Source organism: Methylobacterium sp. P1-11 (genome assembly GCF_008329595.1).
Classification (GTDB): Bacteria; Pseudomonadota; Alphaproteobacteria; order Rhizobiales; family Beijerinckiaceae; genus Methylobacterium.
Map to the genome: position 1 here is coordinate 69690 of NZ_NPKS01000002.1, position 20456 is coordinate 90145.

The following is a 20456-nucleotide window of genomic DNA, read 5'->3' on the forward strand; positions in this document are numbered from 1 at the left end:
CCGCGCGATCTCTGGAGCCCTCCTTCGCGGCCTCCGCTTCGCTCCGGCACCTCAGGATGAGGGCGCATTTTGGATCAGGCAGCCTCTAACCCGTTCAGTACAGCAGGACATCCCGTGAGAGACTTCTCCGCCCCCGGCCGCTCCCCGGTCTACGCCGCCAACGCTGCCGTCGCGACCTCGCACCCGCTCTCCACGCTCGCCGCCATTGAGGTTCTGCGCGGCGGCGGCAACGCCGTCGATGCCGGGATCGCGGCGGTCGCCGTGCAATGCGTGGTCGATCCACTCATGACGGGCATCGGCGGCGATTGCTTCGCCCTCTATGCCCCCGCGGGCGCGACGAAGCCCATCGCCCTCGACGGGTCAGGCCGGGCCCCGGCCGCCGCGACGCCCGACTGGTACGCAGAGCACGGCGTCGCGATCACCCCGACCTCGCCCCACGCCGTCACGGTGCCGGGCGCGGTCGCGGCCTGGGAGTTGCTGGTGCGCGAGCACGGGACCCGGTCCCTCGGCGAGCTGCTTCAGCCGGCGATCCGCTACGCGGAGGACGGATTCGTGATCCAGCAGCGGGTCGGCTGGGACTGGCTGCGCGGCGCCGAGCGCGTGGCCGCGGATCCGCACGCCGCCGGGACCTACCTGCCCGGCGGACAGGCGCCGGCGATCGGCAGCGTGGTCCGCCTGCCGAAGCTCGCGGCGACGCTCCGGAAGATCGCCGAGGCGGGCGCGCGCGCCTTCTACACGGGCCCCGTCGCCGAGGACATGGTGAGCCGGCTGAAGGCCCTCGGCGGCCTGCACACCCTGGACGACTTCGCCGCCGCCCGGCCCGACGTGGTCGTGCCGGTCTCGACCCGCTACCGCGGCTACGACGTCTACGAGTGCCCGCCCGCCGGCCAGGGGCTGGCGGCGCTGATGATGCTCAACGTGCTGTCGCACTACGATGTCGGCGCGCTGTCGGAGCTCGACCGGCTCCACCTCTTCGCCGAGGTGTGCAAGCAGGGCTACCATCACCGCGACGTGCTGTTCGGCGACGCGGCCCTCGCCAACGTGCCGGTCGAGCACCTGCTCTCCGACGCCTGGAGGGCCGCCGCCCACGGGGCGATCGACATGGGCCGGGCCCGCGAGCCGGAGATCTATCCCGAGATCGCCCGCGAAATGGCCGAGGGCCGCGCCCACAAGGACACGGTCTACCTTTGCGTGGTCGACCGGGACGGCAACGCGCTGTCGCTGATCAACTCGATCTTCCAGGGCTTCGGCTCGGGCATCCTGGCGCCGGAGAGCGGCGTGCTGCTGCACAATCGCGGCCTGTCCTTCCGCACGGAGGGCGGTCACCCGAACAGCGTCGGACCGGGCAAGCGGCCGATGCACACGATCATCCCCGGCATGCTGATGAAGGACGGGCAGGCGGTCGCGCCGTTCGGCGTCATGGGCGGCCACTACCAGGCCATGGGGCATGTCGAGCTGCTCTCCGGTCTCCTCGACCGGGGGCTCGACGTGCAGGAGTCACTCGATGCCCCGCGCAGCTTCGCCTATGGCGGCAGCCTGGAGGTGGAGGGCGGGATCTCCGACACCGTGATGGCGGGGCTGAAGGAACGCGGCCACCCGGCGATCCGCGCGCCGCTGCCGCTCGGCGGCGGGCAGGTCATCTGGATCGACCGCAAGTCCGGCACGTTGGCGGCCGGATCGGACCCGCGCAAGGATGGGGCCGCGCTGGGATATTGAGGGATATCAGTCCGGGGATGCGGGGCTCTATCCCAACGACACCCTCATCCCGAGGTGCCCGCGTCAGCGGGCCTCGAAGGAGGCCTCCAGGGATCGCGCGGCCGGCCGGAGGGCTCCTTCGAGGCCTCCGCTGCGCTCCGGCACCTCGGGATGAGGTGTTCTGATTGGAGGTACCAAGACTTGAAACGACGATCTCCGGCAGGGTCACGCCCTGCCGGCCGATCAGTCGATATCCTCGACCGCCTCGCTGCCGCCGTAGACCCGCTGGGCGAGCGAAGCCTCCATGAACGGGTCGAGGTCGCCGTCGAGCACCTCGTCCGGATCGGTGGACTGGGTGCCAGTGCGCAGGTCCTTCACCAGCTGGTACGGCTGCAGCACGTAGGACCGGATCTGGTGGCCCCAACCGATATCGGTCTTGGAGGCGGCCTCGGCGTTGGCCTTCTCCTCGCGCTTCTTCAACTCGGCCTCGTAGAGCCGGGCGCGCAGCATGTTCCAGGCGGTCGCCCGGTTCTTGTGCTGCGAGCGCTCCTGCTGGCACGCCACCACGATCCCGGTGGGATTGTGGGTGATGCGCACCGCCGAGTCGGTGGTGTTGACGTGCTGGCCGCCGGCGCCCGACGACCGGTAGGTGTCGATCCGGCAGTCGGATTCCTTGATCTCGATCTCGATCCGGTCGTCGATCACCGGATAGACCCAGACGCTGGCGAAGCTGGTGTGCCGCCGGGCGCTGGAATCGTAGGGCGAGATCCGCACCAGCCGGTGCACACCGGACTCGGTCTTGAGCCAGCCATAGGCGTTGTGGCCCTTGATCAGGAGCGTGGCGCCCTTGATTCCGGCCTCTTCGCCGTCGGTCATCTCGACGACCTCGACCTTGTACTTCCGGCGCTCGGCCCAGCGGGCGTACATGCGCTGGAGCATGTTGGCCCAGTCCTGGCTCTCGGTGCCGCCGGCGCCGGCATGGACCTCGAGATAGGTGTCGAAACCGTCGGCCTCGCCGGACAGCAGGGTCTCGACCTGCCGGCTCGCGGCCTCCTTCTCGACGGCCAGGATCGCGGCCTCGCCCTCGCGGATCGAGGATTCGTCGCCCTCCATCTCGCCGAGTTCGATCAGCGTGGCGCCGTCCTCGAGATCGCGCTCGAGCTTCTTGATCGCCGTGACGGCCTCGTCGAGCTGCTGGCGCTCGCGCATGACCTTCTGGGCGGCCTCGGCATCGTTCCAGAGGTCCGGGTTCTCGGAAGCGGCGTTCAGCTCCGCGAGGCGTTTATCGACTGTATCCCAGTCAAAGATGCCTCCTCAGCAGCCCTATAGACTGCTTGGCGGCATCCGAGGCTTGCTCGATCTCGGCGCGCATCTGGTTTTTCGGGAATGGGGGTGGGAAAGGCGTAAGGGCTCGTGGGCCGGGGTGATACCCCCCGGGGGCCGGGCTGTAAACGCTTCCGTGCCGCGTCGCCTGGCGCCTGTGCGGCGCCCGACCGCAGGGATGGTCCCGAGCCGGCGCCTGTCAGGCGCGTTGTCGGGCACGAGCGACACGGCCGAGGAGGCAAGCGGATGGCGGACGACGATCACGCGGCGACGTGGCAGGACTTCAACGAGGCCGTCAACATGACGCCGGCGGCGCTGAAGAAGCATCTCGACAGCGAGGCGAGCCGGGAGGTCGGCCAGAAGAAGGACGGCGGCGAGTCGACCGGCCACGAGATGGGCCGGCGGATCCTGGCGATCAAGGATACGAAGAAGGCCGACCTGACGGATGACGACTACGCCGCCATGCGGAAGGTCGTGGGCTACGTCCATCGCCACCTCAAGCAGGGCGGCGAGGCCCGGAAGGACCCCGACTCGCCGTGGCGGATGTCGCTCATGAACTGGGGCCACAATCCGCAGAAGGATTGAGACCCCGGGAGACCTGGCGGCTCAGTAGCGCGGCGGCACGATGTAGGATGGGGCGATCACGTACTCCTTCGGCCGCTTGCGCGCGCCGAACCGCCCCTCGGTGATCTGGTCGTTGTAGTAGTCGAACCCGGTGTAGCCGAAGCCGCCGCCGTTCATCACCTCGACCACCGGCACCGCGGGCTGGGCGAGATCGGGCCGGCCCGGCGGTACGACGACCTGGCAGCAGCCCTCCGTCTCCAGAACGGTCGGCCCGTTCGGGGCGGTGAACACGAAGGCGCGGGGCTGGTAGGGCGCCGGCGGGTAGGCGGCGTCGGAGGCCGAGGCGCCCTGCCCCGCCAGGAGGGCGAGGAATCCGGCGGCGATCAGGGTCTTGGTGCTCACGCGATGCTCCGTCAGGGGGCCGGACGAGCCGGCATCTGGCCTACAGTCTAGCTGATCGCGGGCGGCTTGTCCGGCGCATCCGAATCGACCGGTTACCGAAACTCCCGGGCGGCATCAGCCGCGCGCGCGCAGCACGACCTGCGGGCTCGCCGGAACGGGGCGGCAATCCGTCATGAAGGCGTTGACCGGCAACGGCTTCGAGTCGCACGCGTACACGTCCGCCGGTCCCGGTGCGGGGATCGGATCCCGGGCGATGATCGGGTTCGGCGCACAGGCCGAGGCCGCGGCGGCGAGCAGCAGGGCGGCGATCAGGTTCAGGCGGCGCATGCGACACTCGGGACGCGGGAAGACCCCCGCACCTGACCCTGGCCATCGCGCCCCGCCCTGACAAGCGCCGGCGCGGGGCGCCGACGCCTTTGACGGCGCCTGTCGCCCCGCGGCAACAATCTGCGCGGGCCCGGCTAGCCGGCCCGGGCCATCGGAACGACGTTGTGCAGCGTCTTGTCGGTGCCGTCGAAGAACCGGCGGATGTTGCGCGCCGCCTGCCGGATGCGCTGCTCGTTCTCCACGAGCGCGATGCGGACATACTCGTCGCCGAACTCGCCGAAGCCGATGCCGGGGGCGACCGCCACATCGGACTTCTCCAGGAGCAGCTTGGAGAATTCGAGGCTGCCCAGCTCCCGGTAGCGCTCGGGGATCGGCACCCAGGCGAACATCGAGGAGGCGGGCGACGGGATGGTCCAGCCGGCCTTGCCGAAGGATTCGACCAGCGCGTCGCGGCGCTTCCGATAGATGCTGCGCATCTCGTGGATGCAGTCGTCCGGCCCGTTGAGGGCGGCGGTCGCGGCGACCTGGATCGGCGTGAAGGCGCCGTAATCGAGGTAGGACTTCACCCGGGTGAGCGCCGCGAGCAGGCGCTCGTTGCCCACCGCGAAGCCCATCCGCCAGCCGGCCATCGAGTAGGTCTTCGACAGCGAGGTGAATTCCACCGTGCAGTCGATGGCACCGGGCACCTGCAGCACCGACGGCGGCGGGTTGTCGTCGAAATAGACCTCCGCGTAGGCGAGGTCCGACAGCAGGATCAGCTCGTGCTGCTTCGCGAAGGCCACGAGGTCCCGGTAGAAGTCGAGGCTCGCCACGTAGGCGGTCGGATTCGACGGGTAGCACACGACCAGCGCCACCGGCTTCGGGATCGAGTGGCGCATGGCCCGCTCGAGGGCGGGGAACATCGCCGGGGTCGGCTCGGCCGGCACCGAGCGGATGACGCCGCCGGCCATCAGGAAGCCGAAGGCGTGAATCGGATAGCTCGGGTTCGGCACCAGCACGACATCGCCCGGGGCGGTGATCGCCTGGGCCATGTTGGCGAACCCCTCCTTCGAGCCGAGGGTCGCCACGACCTGCGTGTCGGGGTTCAGTGTCACGCCGAAGCGGCGCTGGTAGTAGCTGGCCTGGGCCTTGCGGAGGCCGGCAATGCCCTTGGAGGCCGAGTAGCGATCCGTGCGCGGCCGCCCGGCCGTCTCGCACAGCTTGGCGATGACGTGCTTCGGAGCATCGAGATCCGGGTTGCCCATGCCGAGATCGATGATGTCGGCACCCTGCGCTCGGGCGGCGGCCTTGATCCGGTTGACCTGCTCGAAGACGTAGGGCGGCAGTCGCTTGATGCGGTGGAAGTCGGTCATGGGCGTGTCCATCGGCGCGTCCCGAATCTGGCGTCTCTCGTCTGGGCCGGTCGCGCGAACCACTTGCTCTAGCAGAGTTGTGGGCCGCCGCCGACCCTGAAAAAAGGCCGGCTATTGCGGCGCCGCCGGGGCCGGCTTGATGGTGGCGGCGGCGCCTCGCCCGGCGCTCGCGGCGGCCCGTCCCCGGGCCTCGTTGCGGCCGCGGGCGCCCTCCAGTTCCGCCTCCAGGGCCTTCTGGCCCAAAACCGACTTGGCCCGGACCGGCCGCTTCGGCGCGTCGACGCCCACCGGCATGAAGTCGGGCTGCGCCTTGTTCCGCGTGTCCGTGACGAAATCCGGGGCCGCAACGACCCGCGGCCCGTAGCCTGCATCGGAGGCCAGCGAGCGGACGACGTCGCCCGAGCAGGCTCCGAGCGCGCCGACCAGCAGTCCCAGGCCGACCGTGCAGGTCAGGCGAGACAACGGACCGGCGCGATGCGGACGGACGGCGGGGTTCAAAATGGCACGATCCATCGTCACATGCGTATGAAAAGATCGGCCGGATGTTTCGGCGACGTCCAGAGCCGGGCTGGCGAAAACTCTGGCTCGCTCCTTATTTTGTCGGAAACGAGGCCCGCGCCATCGGGTCAACAGATGAAGCACAGGGAGGCACGCTTGACGAGCCCGCAGGCGCCGGATCGGACCGCCCCTCCGAAGTCGGTCTCGAACGGCCCGATGCCGGACGGCACGGTCGCCCCGATGCCGGATTTCGAGGCCATTTCCCGCAATGCCGGACAGTTCGTCGAGGCGATGGGGCGTAACGTCGCCCGCCTCCTCGGGCCAGAGGGGCAGGCGGGCACGCCCGGCGGCGAGATGAACGAGGCGGCCAAGGTGCTCGGTCAGGTGGCCGAAACCTGGCTCGCCGATCCGAACCGCAGCGCCGAGGCCCAGGCCCGCCTGTCGCAGGCTTTCCTGTCGCTCTGGGGCTCAACCTACCTGCGCCTGCAGGGCCAGCCCGCTGAACCGGTGGCGCTGCCCGAGCCCCGGGACGCGCGCTTCGCCCATGCCGAGTGGTCGAGCAACCCGTATTTCGACTTCATCAAGCAGGCCTACCTGCTCGCCACCCGCTGGGCCGAGAGCCTCGTGGACGAGGCCGAGGGGCTCGACGCACATACGCGCCACAAAGCGCAGTTCTACCTGCGCCAGCTCAGCAGCATGCTCTCGCCGTCGAACTTCCTGCCGACCAACCCGGAGCTGATCCGCCACACCCTGCAGGAGAACGGCGCCAACCTCGTCCGCGGATTGAAGATGTACGAGGAGGATCTGGCGGCCGGCGGCGGGCAGCTGCGCGTACGCCAGACCGACCCGAGCGGGTTCGAGGTCGGTCGCAACATGGCGGTCACCCCCGGCGAGGTGGTGTTCCGCAACGACCTGATCGAGCTGATCCAGTACGCGCCCACCACCGAGACCGTGCTGCGGCGCCCGTTTCTGATGGTGCCGCCCTGGATCAACAAGTTCTACATCCTCGACCTCAATCCGCAGAAGAGCTTCCTGAAATGGATGGTCGACCAGGGCCTGACGGTCTTTTGCATCTCGTGGGTGAACCCGGATTCGCGGCACGCCGACAAGGACTTCGAGTCCTACATGCGTGAGGGGATCGAGGCGGCCATCGACGCGATCGGGGTCGCCACCGGCGAGAACCAGGTGACGGCGGCCGGATACTGCGTCGGCGGCACGCTGCTGGCCGTGACGCTCGCCATGCAGGCCGCCACCGGCAACCGGCGCATCAAGAGCGCGACGCTGCTGACCACGCAGGTCGACTTCACCCATGCGGGCGACCTGAAGGTCTTCGCCGACGAGGAGCAAATCCGACAGGTCGAGGCACGCATGGCCGAGCATGGCTACCTGGAGGGCGCCCGGATGGCGAACGCCTTCAACATGCTCCGGCCGAACGATCTGATCTGGCCCTACGTCGTGAACAACTACATCAAGGGCAAGGCGCCTTCGGCCTTCGATCTGCTGTACTGGAATTCCGACGCCACCCGCATGCCGGCGGCCAATCATTCCTTCTACTTGCGCAACTGCTACCTCGACAACACGCTGGCGCAGGGGCGGATGGTACTCGGCAACGTTCGCCTGGACCTCAAGAAAGTGCAGGTCCCGATCTTCAACCTCGCCACACGCGAGGACCACATCGCGCCCGCCCTCTCGGTCTTCGAGGGCTCGAAAGTGTTCGGCGGTAAGGTCGACTTCGTGCTCGCGGGCTCGGGCCACATCGCCGGCGTGATCAATCCGCCGTCCAAGCCGAAATACGGCTACTGGACCGGCGGCCCCGTGAAGGGAACCCTCGAGGAGTGGATCAGGGCCGCGGTCGAGACCAAGGGCTCGTGGTGGCCCTACTGGTTCCAGTGGATCGAGGCGCAGGCCCCGGAGCGGGTGCCCGCCCGTCAGCCGGGCGGCGATGCGCTGCAATCCCTGGGTCCAGCGCCCGGGACCTATGTGCGGATGCGCGCCTGAGCGTCGCGCCTTTCCGGTGGGGGTCGGCGGTGCCGACCGAACGAGCCGGCGCAGGTCCGGCGGCTCCTCGGTACGGCCTCGGTCCCGTCCGACGCGGAACAACCCAATTGGGGCCGCGTCCTGAGGTGCTGTGCAGCAGCCTCGAAGGAGGCCACCGGAAGGCAGTAAGACGCCGGAAAGTCTATTGCGAAGCCCAGCGCCGCGGACGCCACGGGAGGGGCACAGGGATTGGACTTTTCCCGTCGCGCCCGAATGGTGCGCGACGGGACTTCGGGCTTGGACAGGCCCTCAGTACTTCCGCACGAGCGGCGCCGGAGCCGGGGCCGGCGGGGCGCCGAACACGTAGCGGAAGCCCACCGAGACGATGTCGGCGCTGGAATCCACGACGCCCGCAAAGGCGATGTTGCTGACGTTGTAGTCGCGGCCGATGCCCGCCAGGATCCGCGACCGGTCGAGGAAGAAGTGCGAGTAGGCGAGGTTCAGCGTCAGTTGCTGGCTCCAGCGGTAGCTGGCGCCGAGCGAGGCGATGTAGCGGTCCCCGTCCGGAAGCCGCACCGACCGGTTGCGGAAGTCGATCGGCGAGGTCTCGTAGGCGAAGCCGGTCCGCAGCGTCAGGTTCGGCGATGCATCGTACTCGGCACCGATCGCGTAGGTGAACCCGTCCTTGTAGTTGAGCGGCAGGTTGTTCACCGGCAGGCCGAGGGTCTTGGACACGATGCCGATATTGCCGAGCCTCGACCAATTGTCCCACTCGAATCCGAGGTTCACCCGGGCCACAGGCGAGATTGCCTGCGTAAGACCGACGCTCAGCTTGTCGGGCGTGTTCAGCCGCGCGCGGACCTGACCGGCGAGGGGTGCCAGGGCGACCAGCGGCACGCCGATCGAACCGTCGATGTCGTGGTGGACCGAGGAGCGGTAGCCGATGCCCAGCACGGTCCCGTCGCGCGGCGTCAGCGTGGCGCCCGCGGTGAAGCCCACGCCCCAGGATTCACCCTTGAGGAAGGAACTCGGGTAGGAGGTCGGCAGGATGCCGGGGATCGGCAGCGCTTGGCGCAGGGTCAGGCGGAAATACTCGATGTTCGGGCCGGCCGCGATCGAGAGCCACTCGTTGACCTTGAACCCGATAACCGGGTTGATCGCCAGCGAGAAGATCCGCGACGAGCGTCCATAGACCTCGCCGGACCAGAACTGGTTCGGCTTGGTGATGAGGCCGAAAGGGGCGCCCGTCGAGAGTCCGAGCCACAGGCGGTCGTTCAGCTGGTACGAGGTCGCGCCTGCCGGCACGATCGCGCCCTGGCCGAGTTCGCCCGAGCCGCCCAGCCGCGCGAAGCCCGGATTGGTGCCCGGCGCGGGGCGGATCTCGGAGGAGAGGCCGATATAGGTGAAGTTCTGCTCCGCGACGAAGCCCGGATTCATCGTGATGGTCGCGGGATTCCAGAAGATCGACGAGACGCCGCCCGATCCCGATGCGGCGCCCGCGTAGGACAGCCCCTGGGCCTGCGTGCTCTGCTCCCGGATCCCGAACGCCCCCGCCTGCGCCTGCCCGGCGCCGAGGATCACCGCAGTCGCCGCCAGCAACGCGGCGCGCACTGTCCCACCCATCTCGTCCCCCACATCTTCGTTCTGATGGGCGCCGTCGATTGTTCGAGACCCGTTATGCGGCGACCTTCCCCGCATGGTGCCGGTTTCGAGGGCAGGACCGCAATGATCCTGTTCAGTTTGCAGACCGAGAAGATGATCAATGGAGCAATCGGAATGCGTGGCTTCGTGACACCCGAAATCCAAGAGATACCTGTCTTACTCAGTCTTGCGCCGAACTGATCCGAACATGCAGCGACAGGAACAATAAATCCTGAGACTGCGGACCATGCACTTTTCCGCCGCCCTGTTGCCCGGCTGCGACACACGCCGGGGCGCCGCACCGACGCAGCACCGCCGCCGCCGGCCTTGCACCTAGGTCGAGGCCCGGCCATGGTCCCGCCGTCCGGCGCAGACCGGTTCAGGGAAGGATGAGGAGTGCGGCCATGAAGCTCTTCCGGCACGGCCCGAGCGGCGACGAGAAGCCCGGCCTCGTGGATGCGAACGGCGGGCTGCGCGACCTTTCGGGCATCGTGCGCGACATCGCCGGGCCAGCGCTCGCGCCCGAGTCGCTGGCGCGACTGCGGGCCCTCGATCCCGAGACCCTGCCGAAGCTGCCGCCGGACGTGCGGCTCGGCCCCTGCGTGGGCGGCACGCGCAACGTCGTGGCCATCGGCCTGAACTTCGCCGACCACGCCGCCGAGACCGGCTCGCCGATCCCCGCGGAGCCGATCATCTTCAACAAGGCCCCGTCGAGCCTGTGCGGGCCAAACGACACGGTGATCATCCCCAAGAGCTCGCACAGCACCGACTGGGAGGTGGAACTCGCCGTGGTGATCGGGCGGCGGGCCAGCTACGTCCACGCCAACGAGGCGCTGAACTACGTGGCGGGCGCCTGCATCTGCAACGACGTCTCCGAGCGCGAATGGCAGATGAACCGGGGTCCGACCTGGACCAAGGGCAAGAGCGCGCCGACATTCGGCCCCCTCGGTCCCTGGCTGGTGACGCTGGACGAGATTCCCGACCTGAAGAACCTCGCCATGAGCCTCGACGTGAACGGGGAGCGCCGCCAGACCGGCTCCACCGCGACGATGATCTTCGACGTGCCCCAACTCGTCGCCTATACGTCGCACTTCATGCTGCTGGAGCCCGGCGACGTGATCACCACCGGCACCCCGCCGGGTGTCGGCCTCGGCATGAAGCCGCCACGCTACTTGAAGCCCGGCGACGAGATGGTCCTGCGGATCGACCGGCTCGGCGAGCAGCGCCAGAAGGTGATCGCCTTCGATGACTGGACCGCCAAGGTCTCGTCCGGCGAGCCGACGGACTGACATGCCACGCCGCCGCCCGGATCCGGGCGGCGGCGGCCCATGAAACCTCACTGATATCAATGATCGTCGGATTCTGCCGTCCGGCAGGCATGCTACATACTCTCGATTGAATTCCAGCAAGCTTCCAGTATTGTAAGTTATATTATTATTTTTGCCAGTTAAGCCCGCGTTATACTCTATCTGTAAAATACCCGCATCGCTGGTCGGGTCGGGCATGAGTACGACATCTGATTTTCCTGATAACCGAGGCCCCGGATCGGACTCCGAGCCGCCGACACTCAGGTCGATCGAGATCCTGGCCGATGCCGTCAAGCAGGCGGCGCAGGAGAAGACCGGCCGGATCCGGCGGATCACGGCGCAGACCAAGATCCTCGCGCTCAACGCGCTGATCGAAGCTGCACGCGCCGGCGAGCAGGGGCGCGGATTCGCGGTCGTCGCCCAGGAGGTGCGCGCGCTCGGCGAATCCGTGGATGTCATCGCCGGCGAGCTGGAACTGCACCTGGCCGGCCGCATCGTCGAGCTGCAGCGCACGGTGGAAGCGATGGCCGGCCGGGTGCAGGGCGAGCGGCTGGTCGACCTCGCGCTGAATGCGGTCGAGCTGATCGACCGCAACCTTTACGAGCGGACCTGCGACGTGCGCTGGTGGGCGACCGATGCCGCCGTCGTCGCCTGCGCGGCCGATCCCAGCCCGGCCGCCGCGGCCTTCGCGAGCGAGCGCCTCGGCGTCATCCTCTCGGCCTATACGGTTTATCTCGATCTCTGGATTTGCGGCCTGGATGGCCGCATCCTCGCGACGGGCCGCGCGAATCGCTATCCCGGGTTGCAGGGCCGAAGCGTCGCGGGCGAAGCCTGGTTCCGGGACGCGGTTGCCCTGCAGAGCGGGGACGCCTTCGTCTGTGCCGACGTGCGTCAGGAGGATGGGCTGGGCGGCGCGCATGTCGCCACCTACGCGGCGAGCGTGCGGGCGGACGGCCGGGCGGATGGCGCCCCGCTCGGAGTCCTGGCGATCCATTTCGACTGGGCGCCCCAGGCCCACACGATCGTCTCCGGGATCCGTGTCGCGCCGGAGGATCGGGGGCGCACCCGCGCGCTCTTGGTGGATGCCGGCGGCCGGGTCCTGGCGGCCTCCGATCAGACCGGGCTCCTGACCGAGCGGGTGTCCTGCCGACTGGACGGTCGCACGCGCGGGATCGTGCAGGATCCGCGGACCGGGACGGTCACGGCGTTCCACCGAACTCCGGGCTACGAGACGTATCGCGGCCTCGGTTGGTACGGCATGATCGTCCAGACTGACCCGTCCGCAGGGATTTCGGGCACCCGGCCCGCTTGATTTCTGGTCGCCGATCCGGCTCAAACACCGGATGAGCGCGACTTCCCTTCCCGGTTCCCAGCAGACCGACCTCGGCGACATCCGCCACGACTGGAGCGTGGCGGAGATCCGCGCGATCCACGACCTGCCGCTGATGGACCTCGTGTTCCGGGCCGCGCAGGTTCACCGCCGGCACAACGATCCTGCCGACATCCAGCGGGCCTCGCTCCTGTCGATCAAGACCGGCGGCTGCCCGGAGGATTGCGCCTACTGCCCGCAATCGGCCCATCACAAGGGTGCGGGCGTCGCGCGCGAGCGGCTGATGCCGGTGGAGACCGTGCTGGCCGAGGCCGCCGCCGCCAAGGCCGCAGGCGCCCAGCGCTTCTGCATGGGCGCCGCGTGGCGCCAGCCGAAGGACGGCCCGGAATTCGACGCGGTGCTCGCCATGGTGCGCGGCGTGCGCGGCCTCGGCATGGAGGCCTGCGTGACGCTCGGCATGCTCACGCCCTCCCAGGCCGGGCGGCTGGCCGAGGCCGGCCTGACCTCTTACAACCACAACCTCGATACCGGTCCGGATTACTACGAGGACATCATCTCCACCCGCACCTACGACGAGCGTCTGCAGACCCTCGCGCATGTCCGGGAAGCCGGGATCGGCGTGTGCTGCGGCGGCATCGTCGGCATGGGCGAGGGCGTCACCGATCGTGCCGCGATGCTCCAGGTGCTTTCCAACCACGCGCCCCACCCCGAGAGCGTGCCGATCAACGCCCTGGTGGCGGTGCCCGGCACCCCGCTGGAAGACCAGCCGGCGGTCGATCCGTTCGACCTCGTGCGGATGTGCGCCACGGCGCGGATCGTGATGCCCCGGTCCCGGGTCCGTCTGAGCGCCGGCCGCAAGAGCCTCACCCGTGAGGCGCAGGTGTTGTGCTTCCTCGCGGGCGCCAACTCGATCTTCTACGGCGAGCGGCTGCTCACGACCGCCAATAACGGGCAGGATGACGACGCGGCCCTGCTGGCCGATCTCGGCATCCGGGTCGGCGAGCCGGTCCGGGCCGCGGCCGAGTAACCCCGCGGGCGCGTTTCCGTTCGCCTCCTCGCGAGGGAGCGACGACGGCGTGAGGGGGTCGGCAGGGCGGGACCGCGTCAACCCTCCGGCAGTACGATCCGGAACTGCGCCCCAGCCTCGCTTGCGTCGAGGGTGAGCGTGCCACCGTTGATCCCGATCAGCTCGGCGGCGATCGGCAGGCCGAGACCCGTGCCGCCGGAGCGCATGGACCCCTGAAACGGCGCGAACAGGTTCTCCCGGGCGCGCGCGGGCAGGCCGGGGCCATTATCGGCGACCAAGATCGTGATCCGGCCCGGCGCCGCGCGGGAGGCCACGACGCGCACCGCGGCCTCCGGCACGGCGGCCCCGTCCAGCGCCTGCACGGCGTTGCGCACGAGATTGGCCAGCGCCCGCCCGAGTTGCTCCGGATCCGCCTGCACGGAGAGATCGGCCGCCGCGACCTCCACGGAGACCGGGTGCGCCGCCAGCGCTGCGAGATCCGGAAGCTCCGCGAAGAGGGGCGCCAGCGGCGTGCTGGCCAGGAGCGGCGTCCGCTCGGAGACGCGCCCGTAGGCGAGCGTCGCCTCACAGAAGCGGATTGCCCGGGCGAGCGTGCCGACGAGGCGCGGGGCCACGCGCTGCACCGTCGGATCCTCGGTGCCCTCCAGGCGGTCGCCCAGGAGCTGGGCGCCGGTGAGAAGGTTGCGCAGCTCGTGACTGATCTTGCTGACTGCGAGCCCCAGTTCGGCGAGCCGCCGCTTCTGGCGGAGCTGATCGGCGAGGCTGCGCTGCATCCGTCCCAGCGCCCGCTCGGCCTGGCCGATCTCGTCGCTGCGGCGGGACGGCGCAATGATCCGCCCGGCATCCTCGGGATCGTCCGCGAAGGCCGTGATGCTGGTGGCGAGCCGCCGCACCGGCCGCACGATCAGCACCTGCAGGACGACGAAGACGAGCGCCGCCGCCGCGGCCGCGATGATCAGCGAGGAGACCAGCAGGCGCAGCGCGTAATCGATCATTGCGGTGCGCAGCGGCGCCTCGTCGAGCAGGATCTCGACCCGGTCGAAACCGCCGCCCCCCTCTCCGACCACGCGGATCGGCTCCTGAACCGGGGCGACGAGGGTGCGCCACGCCCCCCGGATCGCCGACAGTGCGGTGACATCGCGCAGATCGACGGTGTCGGCGACCTGCTCGGGCATCGGCTCAATGGCGAGCAGGCGCTGGGCGCCCCCACCGCGGACGGCGATGGCCCGGGCATTCACGCCGGCCAGGAGCCGGCCCTCCAGTGCCTCTGAGACCGGCTCGCCGGTCCGGCCGTCCAGAACCAGGGCGGCGACCTGCGCCGCCGCCAGCCGGTCCGACATCCACTCGATCCGGTAATTGGCCACCGCCGGCACGTAGGTGAGAACCTCCGCCACCACCACGAACGCCACGGTGACGAGGAACAGCCGCCCCGACAGGCCGAGACGTGCCGTGCGCCGCTCGGGCAGATCGCGAGTTTCAGCGGAGGCCGGCGAAACCGGTGCCGCGGCCTGATCGGACTCGACGGACACGCCGTTCACGCTCCGCGCGGGCATCGCAGATGAGGATCAGCGGAGGGAGGATTAAGAAAGCTCGAGCCGGGTCCGGCCTTCGCGGGATACATGTTCGCAAGCCACAGATTCGCAGGCGGGAATACAGGCTCTCGTCGGTGAGCACTATACGATATCAACCCGCAGGCGGTTGCATGTGCCCTTAAGACACGGAAAAACACAGCCGGGGGAGGTTTGCGCAGCTCGGCCGCCTTTCTCAGCCGCGTCTGGCGCGCCGGCTCAGCAGCATGCTGAACAAGGCGAAAACGGCCAGCATCGCGAGCCCCGCCACCATCTTGGGCGTGACGAGCGCCCGCAGGGTCAGGGCATTGTCGCAGTTGTCGGTCCCCGCCGCCAGGCAGGTGGCTCTGGCGGCCTCATGGACGGCGACGACATCCTCGATACCCGCGCCCGTGGTGGCGTACACGATGGCGCCCGGCAGCAGCCCCAGGAAGGTCGCGAGCACGAAGATCCGCATCTTCACCCCGAAGGCGGCGGGCGCGAGATTGGTCACCCAGAAGGGGAACAGCGGAAGGAGGCGCAGGACCGCGATATAGCCGAAGGCATTGCGCCGGAAGCCCTCGGCCAGCCCGGCGAGGCGCGTGCCGCCCATGCGCCGCAGCAGGTCGGCGCCCGGCCCCCGACCGATGGCGAACACGATGGCGGCGCCCGTTGTGGCGGCGCAGACCGCGGTGAGCGCCCCCGGAACGATGCCGAACAGGAAGCCGCAGACCATCGTCAGGATCAGCGTGGCCGGTACCGAAACGACCACGGCCCCGACATAGAGGCAGTAGGCTGCGACCAGGGCGCGGAGATAGCCGGCGTCGACGAAGCCGCGCAGCCAGATCCGCGAGGCGAGGAGCCGGTCGAGGCTCAGGAGCTGGGCGGCCCCTGAGAGCAGGACGATCACCGACACCGTCAGGAGAAGGACCAGCGGCAGCCAGCGCCGCAGCCGTTTCCAGCGTCCTTCGCCCCGATCTTCGCCAGGCCCCTTGCCGCGCCCTTCGGCGGCGGGCGCGTTGCCGGTCTCGCTCACCCGGGCTTGCGCATCCGCAGAATCTTGAAGAACCCGCCCGGGAAGGTCGGCTTCAATCCCAGGACCTCGACGCCGTTGCGCCGGGCCCAGGCCTCGATCCGGGTCGCCTTGAAGTCGGACGACCAGCCGATCTTCGTGCAGAGCGGCGCCACAATCTCCTCGACCCGGGCGACCGGACCCTCGCTCTGGCCGAAATGGTTGGCGAGCACGATGCCGCCGCCCGGGCGCACCACCCGCAGGAACTCCGACATTGCGGCCTCGGGATCGGGCACCAGGGTGATCAGGAACTGCGCCACCACGGCGTCGAAGCTCGCATCGGCGTAGCCCAGGTGGCAGACATCCATCACCTGGAGGCCCTTCACGTGGGACAGGTTCCGGCGCCGGACCTTGGCGCGGGCGCGCTTGAGCATGTCCTCGGAGAGGTCGACCCCGCAGACGAAGCTCGCCTTCGGGTAGTAGCCCAGCGCCAGCCCGGTGCCGACGCCGGCCTCCAGGATCCGCGGCCCGTGCTCGGCCGCCGCCTCCACCGCCGCGCGGGCCGCGGGCTCGGTGAGCTTGTCGTAGACCACGTCGTAGACGGGGGCCCAGCGGGCATAGGCCTTGCGCATCAGGGCCGTGCTCGGCCCGGCCATCTGCGGCTCGCTCAGCATCGTTCAAAGATTCCAGAGATTGAGATCAGGCGGCCTCGCGAGGCCGGGCCGACAACGCGTCGACACGCCGGATGGTGCCGCCGCCCAGAACCCGGGCCCGCGGGCCGTCATCCGCATAGATCGCGCAGGCCTGCCCCGGCGACACACCGTCCTCGGGCTCGGCGAGCACGATCTCGGCCGCGCCGTCCGGCCCGACCGTGAGCATGGCCGGGCGCGGTGGCCGGGTCGAGCGCACGCGCACCGCCACCGACAGGTCGCGCACGGTTTCGGCCGGGCCCTCGCCGAGCCAGTTCAGATCCGAGAGGCGGATCCGGGTCGTGGCCAGCGCAATGCGCGGTCCGACCACCACCCGCGCCGTATCCGGCTCCAGACGCACCACGTAGAGCGGTTCCGGCCCGGACAGGCCGAGGCCCTTCCGCTGCCCTACCGTATAGTGGACGATGCCGTCGTGCCGGCCCAGCACGTGGCCGGCGAGATCGACGATCTCGCCGGGCCGCGCCGCGTCGGGGCGCAGGCGGGCGATCACGTCGCTGTAGCGGCCCTGCGGCACGAAGCAGATGTCCTGACTGTCCGGCTTCTCGGCGAGCGACAGGCCGAGATCCTTCGCCAGCGCACGGGTCTCGGATTTCTCCATCTCGCCGAGGGGGAAGCGCAGGAAATCCAGCTGCTCGGCCGTGGTGGCGTAGAGGAAGTAGCTCTGGTCCCGGGCGGGATCGAGGGCGCGGTGGAGCGCCCGGCCGCCGCCCGGCAGTGCCCGGCTCGCCACGTAATGGCCGGTGGCCAGGGCGTCGGCATTCAGGTCCCGGGCAAGACCCAGGAGGTCGCGAAACTTCACGGTGCGATTGCATTCGACGCAGGGGATCGGCGTCTCGCCAGCCAAATAGCTCTCGGCGAACTTCTCGATGACCGCGTCTCGGAAGCGGTCCTCGTAGTCGAGGACGTAGTGCGGGATGCCGAGATGCTCCGCCGCCGCCCGTGCGTCGTGGATGTCCTGGCCGGCGCAGCAGGCGCCCTTGCGGTGGCTCGCCGCGCCGTGGTCGTAGAGCTGGAGCGTCACGCCGACCACGTCGAAGCCCTGCCGCTTCAGCAGGCCCGCGACCACGGAGGAATCGACGCCGCCCGACATGGCGACGACGACGCGCGTCTCGTGGGGGGCTTTGGGAAGATCGAGGGCGTTCATCGCGAGGATCCGCAGCCGCCGGCCCGGAGGCGCCCTGGCTGCACGGGCCGTCTATAGCGGGACTTCGTCCGGCTTTCCAGGCCAGCCGGCCTCGGCACTCGGCAGATCCTGCCGGGCGGGCGGCAGGTTCGATCAGGGCCGCGCCGAGCGCCGCGAAAGAGACCGAGGCTTTTCAGCACCTTAGCCGAAAGATCCGGTGGCGCGCGGTTTGCTGCGGAGCGGCCGAGAGGAGTCCGGTATGGCGAGCGGTACGGCGGATCGTTTGGATGTCACCACCTGGATTCCGTCCGCGCGGCCTGCGTCCGCCCCGCGGTCGGGCTGGGAGGCGGCGGGCGTGGCCGCCCGGGCCGATACGTCCTCGCAGGAGCGCTTCGGCGCCGCCTTGAGCGCCGCCCAGGCCCGCGACGACGCGGCGGAGACGCGCGCCCGCGCGGCCGACCAGCGCGACATGGCCGCGTCGGCCCGCACCCGTCAGGCCGATCAGCGCGATCAGGCCGAGGCCGCGCGTGCGGCGAGCGACCGTGCGCGGGATTCGGCGCTGCAGACCGACGCCCGGGCCGCCGACAGGAAGGCCGGCCTCGCCCGGCAGGCGGATGCGGTGGCTCCGACGACGCGTGCAACGCAGGCCGATGCACCGCGCTCCGCCGCTGACGCGCGTGCGGAAGCTCGGGCACCGGCGGCGACGCACGGCGCGGAGACAGGCCGGACGGAGTCCACTGCACAGCCGCGCTCCGAGGCGGCCGCGACCGCACAGGATCCGGCCTCCAAGACAAGCGACACGGCGGCTCGTGACACGGCGCCGACGGAGACGACGGCGCTGCCGCAGAAGGCCGACGCCGCTGCCCAGCCGCCTGGTTCTGGCCCTTCCGCCTCTCTGCTGGCCCTCATCGCCGCGCTGACCGAGGGCGGTGCGGCGACCGGAACGGGCAAGACCGACGCGGACGCCGGCACCGGCGCGGCGACCGTGCAGGACGGTGGGGCGGCGCCCTCCGGAACGGGCGCGGCCGCAGGCCTCCCCGGCACGGGTGCACAGGGCGGCAGCCACGCTGGCGGTGAAGTGCCGGGGATCGCCGGAATCCCCCCCGGCGCGACGGCGGCAGGTGCTGGAAGCGGGCTGGGCAAGGCCGAGAAGAGCAGCATCCCGGTCGACGGCCCCACGGCCGGCGGCTCCGCGGCTGCGTCATCGGACCGGGACGGCCAGGATTTCCTCGCCGCTCTGGCCGACGCGGGCCGGGGCGCAAATCCGCTTGAGGGCACGCCCCCGGCCGCGCAGGGCGCCCCGACGCCGCCGGTGCCGCCCAGCGCGGCCGCCGGCGCGACGAATGCCGCGCAGGGCGCCGCTGCCCCGACCCAGACCGCCGCGCCAGTCCAGACCGACACGCCGATCCCCATCGGTCAGGTACCGATGACCATCGGCCTGCGCTCCCTGCGCGGATCCAACGAGTTCCAGATCCGGCTCGATCCGGCCGAACTCGGGCGCATCGACGTCAAGCTGGAGATCGACAAGGCGCATGGCCGGGTCATGACCCACCTCGTGGTCGACCGGCCGGAGACGCTCGCCCTGCTCCAGCGCGATGCCGGCCAGTTGCAGCAGGCACTGTCCCAAGCCGGCTTCGATCCCGCCGGCGGCGGCCTCAACCTGTCGCTGCGGGGCGACGGCAGTGCTCCGAACGGCGGCAGCGGCGGCCAGCAGGGCGACTCTCCCCGCGGCGGCGGAGCGGACTGGCCCCGTGATCAGGCCGAGGCCCCACAGGACGTCGCCCCGATCCGCTTCCTGCGCGGCTACGGCGGCGTCGACATGAGAATCTAGGCGGCGCGGGCGGCAACCGCCTCGCGGACCGGCACAGACACAGCGCGCGTCCGGGCCCTGCGCCACGACGCGGCATGGGAGAGACCAGCATGACGAGCGGCATATCCAGCCTCACCAGCACGACGTCCAAGACGGGCTCGTCGTCGGGCAGCAGCGGCAACGCGACCGAGATCGCCAGCAACTTCACGCAGTTCCTGACGCTGCTGACCACGCAGCTCAAGAACCAGAATCCCCTCGACCCGATGGACACCAACCAGTTCACGCAGCAGTTGGTGCAGTTCGCCGGTGTCGAGCAGCAGCTCAAGTCGAACGATCGCCTCGACAGCATCCTGAGCGCGTCGCAATCGGCGAGTTCGGCCTCGGCCACGAGCTACATCGGCAAGACCGTGACGGCGGATGGCAGCGCCTCGCAGCTGTCGAACGGCTCGGCCTCTTGGACGCTCTCCCCCGCCCGGGCCACCTCGAAGGCGGTGATTACGATCCTGGACTCCAAGAACAACGTCGTGGCCACGCAGACCACCGCGCTCACCGCCGGCAGCCAGACTTACACGTGGAACGGCAAGACCTCGGCGGGCCTGAGCGCGGCGAACGGGAATTATTCGATCAAGGTTTCGGCCACGGATGCGACCGGCGCGGCGGTGGCGGTCGATACGAGCCTGACCGGCACCGTGGACGAGGTCGATCTCAGCGGGACGACGCCTGTGCTGGTGATGGGCTCGCAGAAAGTGCCGCTGTCCAGCGTGCAGACCATCGGGTTGTCCACAAGTGGCACTTAACGAATCATATCTGA

At 69.8% G+C, this 20456-nt stretch carries 18 protein-coding genes; 8 read left to right on the forward strand and 10 right to left on the reverse strand.

The annotated features are described in order from the left end of the window. The first annotated feature begins 114 nt into the window (after positions 1 to 114). Positions 115 to 1716: a gamma-glutamyltransferase family protein gene (locus CIW48_RS02440; protein WP_149308763.1), complete on the forward strand. Its 1602-nt coding sequence runs from the start codon at positions 115 to 117 to the stop codon at positions 1714 to 1716. A gap of 222 nt (positions 1717 to 1938) precedes the next feature. Here CIW48_RS02440 and prfB read toward each other — a convergent pair. Further along, a protein-coding gene (prfB, locus tag CIW48_RS02450) for a peptide chain release factor 2 (protein ID WP_139173889.1) occupies positions 1939 to 3067 on the reverse strand; the annotation gives its coding sequence in 2 pieces (ribosomal slippage) (positions 1939 to 2997 and positions 2999 to 3067; 1128 coding nt in all). Between the two features lie 197 nt (positions 3068 to 3264). Here prfB and CIW48_RS02455 point away from each other — a divergent pair. Next, entirely contained in the window at positions 3265 to 3603 is a 339-nt protein-coding gene (locus CIW48_RS02455; RefSeq protein WP_149308765.1) for a DUF3140 domain-containing protein, read from the forward strand. A 21-nt stretch (positions 3604 to 3624) separates the two neighbouring features. Here the strand turns inward: CIW48_RS02455 and CIW48_RS02460 are convergent, their stop codons facing one another. The 4 genes from CIW48_RS02460 to CIW48_RS02475 all read right to left on the reverse strand — a co-directional run bounded on the left by CIW48_RS02460 (position 3625) and on the right by CIW48_RS02475 (position 6176). Further along, the gene (locus CIW48_RS02460) at positions 3625 to 3984 is read right to left on the reverse strand and encodes a hypothetical protein (protein WP_149308767.1); all 360 of its coding nucleotides are present in this window, start codon (positions 3982 to 3984) and stop codon (positions 3625 to 3627) included. 114 nt (positions 3985 to 4098) lie between these two features. After that, the gene (locus CIW48_RS02465) at positions 4099 to 4311 is read right to left on the reverse strand and encodes a hypothetical protein (RefSeq protein ID WP_012321979.1); all 213 of its coding nucleotides are present in this window, start codon (positions 4309 to 4311) and stop codon (positions 4099 to 4101) included. Positions 4312 to 4445: 134 nt separating this feature from the next. After that, positions 4446 to 5663 carry an LL-diaminopimelate aminotransferase gene (locus CIW48_RS02470; protein WP_149308769.1) on the reverse strand — a complete coding sequence of 406 codons (1218 nt, stop codon included), beginning with the start codon at positions 5661 to 5663 and terminating at the stop codon, positions 4446 to 4448. 111 nt (positions 5664 to 5774) lie between these two features. Beyond that, positions 5775 to 6176 carry a hypothetical protein gene (locus CIW48_RS02475; protein ID WP_149308771.1) on the reverse strand — a complete coding sequence of 134 codons (402 nt, stop codon included), beginning with the start codon at positions 6174 to 6176 and terminating at the stop codon, positions 5775 to 5777. Between the two features lie 141 nt (positions 6177 to 6317). Here CIW48_RS02475 and phaC point away from each other — a divergent pair, with 141 nt between their 5' ends. Beyond that, entirely contained in the window at positions 6318 to 8159 is a 1842-nt protein-coding gene (gene phaC / locus CIW48_RS02480; protein ID WP_149308773.1) for a class I poly(R)-hydroxyalkanoic acid synthase, read from the forward strand. A gap of 288 nt (positions 8160 to 8447) precedes the next feature. Here phaC and CIW48_RS02485 read toward each other — a convergent pair whose 3' ends face one another. Beyond that, complete coding sequence (locus CIW48_RS02485; RefSeq protein WP_173009158.1) at positions 8448 to 9761, reverse strand: OmpP1/FadL family transporter; 1314 nt, start codon at positions 9759 to 9761, stop codon at positions 8448 to 8450. A gap of 422 nt (positions 9762 to 10183) precedes the next feature. Between CIW48_RS02485 and CIW48_RS02490 the strand changes: the two genes are divergently transcribed. The 3 genes from CIW48_RS02490 (at position 10184) to bioB (ending at position 13443) form a co-directional block, all read left to right on the forward strand. After that, positions 10184 to 11068, forward strand: a complete 885-nt coding sequence (locus tag CIW48_RS02490; RefSeq protein WP_149308775.1) for a fumarylacetoacetate hydrolase family protein — start codon at positions 10184 to 10186, stop codon at positions 11066 to 11068. A gap of 214 nt (positions 11069 to 11282) precedes the next feature. Next, complete coding sequence (locus CIW48_RS34455; RefSeq protein ID WP_149308777.1) at positions 11283 to 12398, forward strand: methyl-accepting chemotaxis protein; 1116 nt, start codon at positions 11283 to 11285, stop codon at positions 12396 to 12398. Positions 12399 to 12429: 31 nt separating this feature from the next. Then, complete coding sequence (bioB, locus tag CIW48_RS02500; protein ID WP_091774957.1) at positions 12430 to 13443, forward strand: biotin synthase BioB; 1014 nt, start codon at positions 12430 to 12432, stop codon at positions 13441 to 13443. Between the two features lie 77 nt (positions 13444 to 13520). Here the strand turns inward: bioB and CIW48_RS02505 are convergent, their stop codons facing one another. From CIW48_RS02505 to mnmA, 4 genes are all read right to left on the reverse strand, one after another. Beyond that, positions 13521 to 14996: a HAMP domain-containing sensor histidine kinase gene (locus tag CIW48_RS02505; protein WP_149308779.1), complete on the reverse strand. Its 1476-nt coding sequence runs from the start codon at positions 14994 to 14996 to the stop codon at positions 13521 to 13523. 211 nt (positions 14997 to 15207) lie between these two features. Next, positions 15208 to 16026, reverse strand: coding sequence for a TVP38/TMEM64 family protein (locus tag CIW48_RS02510; protein ID WP_149308781.1), 819 nt, complete (start codon positions 16024 to 16026; stop codon positions 15208 to 15210). After that, entirely contained in the window at positions 16023 to 16676 is a 654-nt protein-coding gene (locus CIW48_RS02515; RefSeq protein WP_091774963.1) for a class I SAM-dependent methyltransferase, read from the reverse strand. Before CIW48_RS02515 ends, CIW48_RS02510 begins: the two co-directional genes overlap by 4 nt. A 25-nt stretch (positions 16677 to 16701) precedes the next feature. Next, positions 16702 to 17856 carry a tRNA 2-thiouridine(34) synthase MnmA gene (mnmA, locus tag CIW48_RS02520; protein ID WP_149308783.1) on the reverse strand — a complete coding sequence of 385 codons (1155 nt, stop codon included), beginning with the start codon at positions 17854 to 17856 and terminating at the stop codon, positions 16702 to 16704. A 238-nt stretch (positions 17857 to 18094) separates the two neighbouring features. On the opposite strand from mnmA, the gene CIW48_RS02525 reads away from it, so the two are divergent. Together CIW48_RS02525 and CIW48_RS02530 are read left to right on the forward strand one after the other, a co-directional pair. Continuing rightward, complete coding sequence (locus tag CIW48_RS02525; RefSeq protein WP_149308785.1) at positions 18095 to 19666, forward strand: flagellar hook-length control protein FliK; 1572 nt, start codon at positions 18095 to 18097, stop codon at positions 19664 to 19666. 89 nt (positions 19667 to 19755) lie between these two features. Then, positions 19756 to 20442, forward strand: coding sequence for a flagellar hook capping FlgD N-terminal domain-containing protein (locus CIW48_RS02530; RefSeq protein ID WP_149308788.1), 687 nt, complete (start codon positions 19756 to 19758; stop codon positions 20440 to 20442). Positions 20443 to 20456 lie beyond the last annotated feature (14 nt).